Raw genomic sequence first — 3,341 nt, 5'->3', positions numbered from 1 at the left:
GTGATCTTCACGGACGAGCTGGGCACGCTGTTCGACGACGGCGCCCCACGTACCTCGGGACGGGTCCGTAGATCCGTCCCGTAGGCGACAACTGCCTTGTCTGCGCATGTGTTTCATGTTCATTGACCATCACGGTGGCCATTTCGACGAAGGAGTGGGCTCCCGGCGCCCTGCGACTGCTCCCCAAGCTCTCGGCTTCGCTCGAGCAGGGAGGGGCCCCCTTCGGCGTTGTCGTCGGTCACCGACTCCCCCACAGCCTTAAGGGCGTGGGAGGTGCCCCCTCCGCGTCGACTCCGTCCTCCGCCTTGCCATCGAAGCCGCACGACGCCGCTCGCCGATCCACTCCCCATCGCAGGGGAGGCCGTAAGCGTGCCGAGCGGACACCGCCGTGAACCGCGGTTTATCGCGTGGGTCAGGCATCCGGCAGGTGGATGCAGTCAATGGAGGTTCTCCGAGCATCCCCGATGCCGGCTGCCCTCCGGGCGGAGTCCCGACCGGGACGGGGCGGAGTCCCGACCGGGACGGGGCGGAGTCAGTCGGCCGCATTCGGGAGCGGTCGAACAGGACTCCGAACGAGAACAGTTGGGCGGGTGAGCACTACGCCGAGCAGGGACGACTCGGGGACGTAGCCGAAGTGGCGGGAATCCTGTGTGCGGGCGGCGTCGCCCCGGACGATCAGTGAACCTGACGGCACCAGTCCGCCGTCCGGGGCCCCGACGATGTCGCGCACGTCGGGTGGCACGGGATCGCCGGGCAGGGCGGAGACCCGCTTGACCAGCCAGGCCAGCGGTTCGTCGCCGTTGGCGAAGGGGAGGGGGTTGCGGAAGACCACCGCGTCGCCGCGCCGCACGCGCGCGGTGCGGCGGACCAGCAGCCGGTCGCCGTCCGCGAAGGTCGGGGCCATGCTCGACCCGGTGACCCTGATGAGCGCGATGCGTGAACGCAGTACGCGTACGGAAAGGAGCAGCATGCCAGCGCCCGCTGCCATCGCCACCGTTGTCCGCCCGATACCCGTCATGTGACCGCCTTCCGTTTTAGACGGCTCATGTGGCCGCCTCCGTGGTCCTGGTCCGGTTGCCCCTCTCGGTATAACCCGCGGCCTGCAGGCCGAACAGCCGGGCGTAGTGTCCATCGCCCAGGGCCATCAGCTCGTCGTGGGAGCCGAGTTCGGCGATCCTGCCGTCCACCAGCACGGCGATGGTGTCCGCCTCGCGTAGGGCTCCGAGCCGGTGCGAGACCAGCAGCGCGGTCCGTTCCCGGCGGTGGTCGCTGAGTGTGCGGTGCACTTCGTGTTCGGCCTCCGGGTCCAGGCCGGAGCTGGGCTCATCCAGGATCAGCAGATCGGCGTTGCCGCGCATGAGCGAGCGGGCCAGCGCGACCCGTTGCCACTGGCCGCCGGAGAGGGTGATCCCGGGGGTGCCGTCCTCCTCGTCGAGGTGGACCCGGCTGAGCTGGGTCTCGTATCCGGCGGGGAGGTTCCGCAGGGTCGTGTCGATGCCGGCGAGCGCCGCGCTGTCGCGGATCCGCTCCAGGTCTTCGCGGTGCGGCAGATCACCGATGCCGATGTTCTCGGCCGCCGTGAGGTCGTATGTCATGTAGTCCTGGAATGTGACGCCGATCCGGTGGCGCAGCTCGGCCACGTCCATGGTCCGGATGTCGGTGCCGTCCCAGAGGATCGCGCCGCGTTCGGGGTCGTAGAAGCGGCAGAGCAGTTTGATGAGGGTGCTCTTGCCGGCGCCGTTGCGGCCCACCAGGCCCATCGCGGTGCCTGCGGGGACGGTCAGGTTCACCCCGCGCAGTACCCAGGGGCCGGAGGTGTCGTAGCGGAACCAGACATCCCGCAGTTCGATTCGTCCGGTGAGTGCCGGCGCGGGAGCCTCGCCCCGGGACAGGTCGTCGGGGGTGTCAAGCAGATCGAGATAGTTGCCGAAGAGCCGGACGCCTTCCGCGGCCGATCCGGCCTGCAGCACGATCCCGGTGAACGCCCCCTGCACTCCCGCGGCGGCGGCGATGAACAGAGTCACGTCCCCCACTGTGAATCTGCCGTGGGCCGCGCCCGCGACCACGACGACTGTACCGATCCCGGCGACCAGGGCGTTGAGCGCGGCGAAGCCCGACTGCACCAGGGCTCCACGCCGCGCCACCGCGAGCTCGGCCTCGGTGGCGTCGCTCAGCGCGCGGACCAGCCGGCCGTGCAGGAAGCCGCCGAGGCCGAACAGCCGGATCTCCTTGGCGGCGCGGGGGTCGGTCAGCAGCGAGCGGTAGAAGAGGTGCCGGCGCAGCCGGGCCGAGGTCAGCTCCCAGACCACCACCTGGCGGCGGGCCAGTGAGAGCCGGGCCAGCAGTGCGGCGGCGCCGACCAGGAACAGCAGGCCCACCATCGGAGGCCAGACGGCGAGCAGGGCGCCGGTGAAGCCGCTGACCGCGGCCACCGAACGTACGGCCTCCTGTGTGAACATGGTGATGTTGTGCGGCGCGTCCTCCGAGGCCTGCTGGGCGAGCCGCAGCCGGTCGTGGAACGCGGGATCCTCGAACCGCTTCAGTCCGTGGAACTCGTCGACCTTGGCGAACAGGGTCCGTTCGACTTCGACGACGAGCCGTCTGCGCACCAACTCATCGAGATACCCGGCTAGTTGCAGAAGAACGGCGGAGAGCGCACCCAGCGCGGCCATGGCGATGCCGAGGCTGACGGCGTGCCGCGCGTCGGCCTGCGAACCGCGGCCGAGTTCGTCGAAGAGCAGCTTGGCGACCCAGGCGGCCGCGGCCGGTGTCACCCCGACTACCACGGTCACACCGAACAGCAGGGAGGCGCCGGCGGGCGTGGCGCGGAATTGGAGGGCGACCGCCGCCCACGCGGCGCGGGCTCGCAGCCGGTTCCCCGGAGGCGAGGCCGCCTCCGGGGAACCGGCGGGTGGGTCGGAGTGCGTCATCAGCACGTGTTGGTGCGCTTGGTGCACACGCCGTTACAGGCGAATCGGTACTGGTATCCACCCTTGCAATAGCAGAGCTGTCCCACCTCGGGGACGCAGGCCCCCGCGCGCTGCTCGTTGAGTACGAGCCGCAGCAGCCGGTCGCCCATCGTGCCGATCATTCGCCTCATGCCTACCTCCTGGTTACGCAATGGGATGGGGCGTGGGTCAGCAGCTGCCGCTCTTCACGCAGGGGCCGTTGCAGCTGTAGATGTACCGGACGTGGTTCACGCACTTGCAGAAGCTGCCGTGCTCCGGGACACAGGCGCCGGCCCGGTCCTCCTTCAGCAGCTTGCTCAGCAGCTTGTCGCCCATCGTGCCGATCACACGGGTCATCGTGGACCTCCGTCGTAGGGGTGAAGACCGGACCAT

Annotated in this window: 4 protein-coding genes; all 4 read right to left on the bottom strand. The window is 69.6% G+C overall.

Annotated elements, in window-relative coordinates:
* Positions 1-532 precede the first annotated feature (532 nt).
* The 4 genes from ACIBB8_RS37655 to ACIBB8_RS37640 are packed head-to-tail and all read right to left on the bottom strand — an operon-like array spanning position 533 to position 3,305.
* Positions 533-1,018 (bottom strand): S26 family signal peptidase, encoded by a 486-nt coding sequence (locus ACIBB8_RS37655; protein WP_398959902.1) that lies wholly within the window; start codon positions 1,016-1,018, stop codon positions 533-535.
* 25 nt (positions 1,019-1,043) lie between these two features.
* Entirely contained in the window at positions 1,044-2,930 is a 1,887-nt protein-coding gene (locus tag ACIBB8_RS37650) for an ABC transporter ATP-binding protein (RefSeq protein ID WP_398959900.1), read from the bottom strand.
* Entirely contained in the window at positions 2,930-3,100 is a 171-nt protein-coding gene (locus ACIBB8_RS37645) for a hypothetical protein (RefSeq protein ID WP_398959898.1), read from the bottom strand. The genes ACIBB8_RS37650 and ACIBB8_RS37645 overlap by 1 nt, the downstream gene beginning before the upstream one ends.
* A gap of 37 nt (positions 3,101-3,137) precedes the next feature.
* Positions 3,138-3,305: a hypothetical protein gene (locus ACIBB8_RS37640; protein WP_398959896.1), complete on the bottom strand. Its 168-nt coding sequence runs from the start codon at positions 3,303-3,305 to the stop codon at positions 3,138-3,140.
* Between the last annotated feature and the right edge of the window lie 36 nt (positions 3,306-3,341).

The organism is Streptomyces sp. NPDC051286 (genome assembly GCF_044455345.1).
GTDB lineage: Bacteria > Actinomycetota > Actinomycetes > Streptomycetales > Streptomycetaceae > Streptomyces.
The sequence above is the reverse complement of the archived record's forward strand: the minus strand, read 5'-3'. Positions and strand labels throughout refer to the sequence as shown.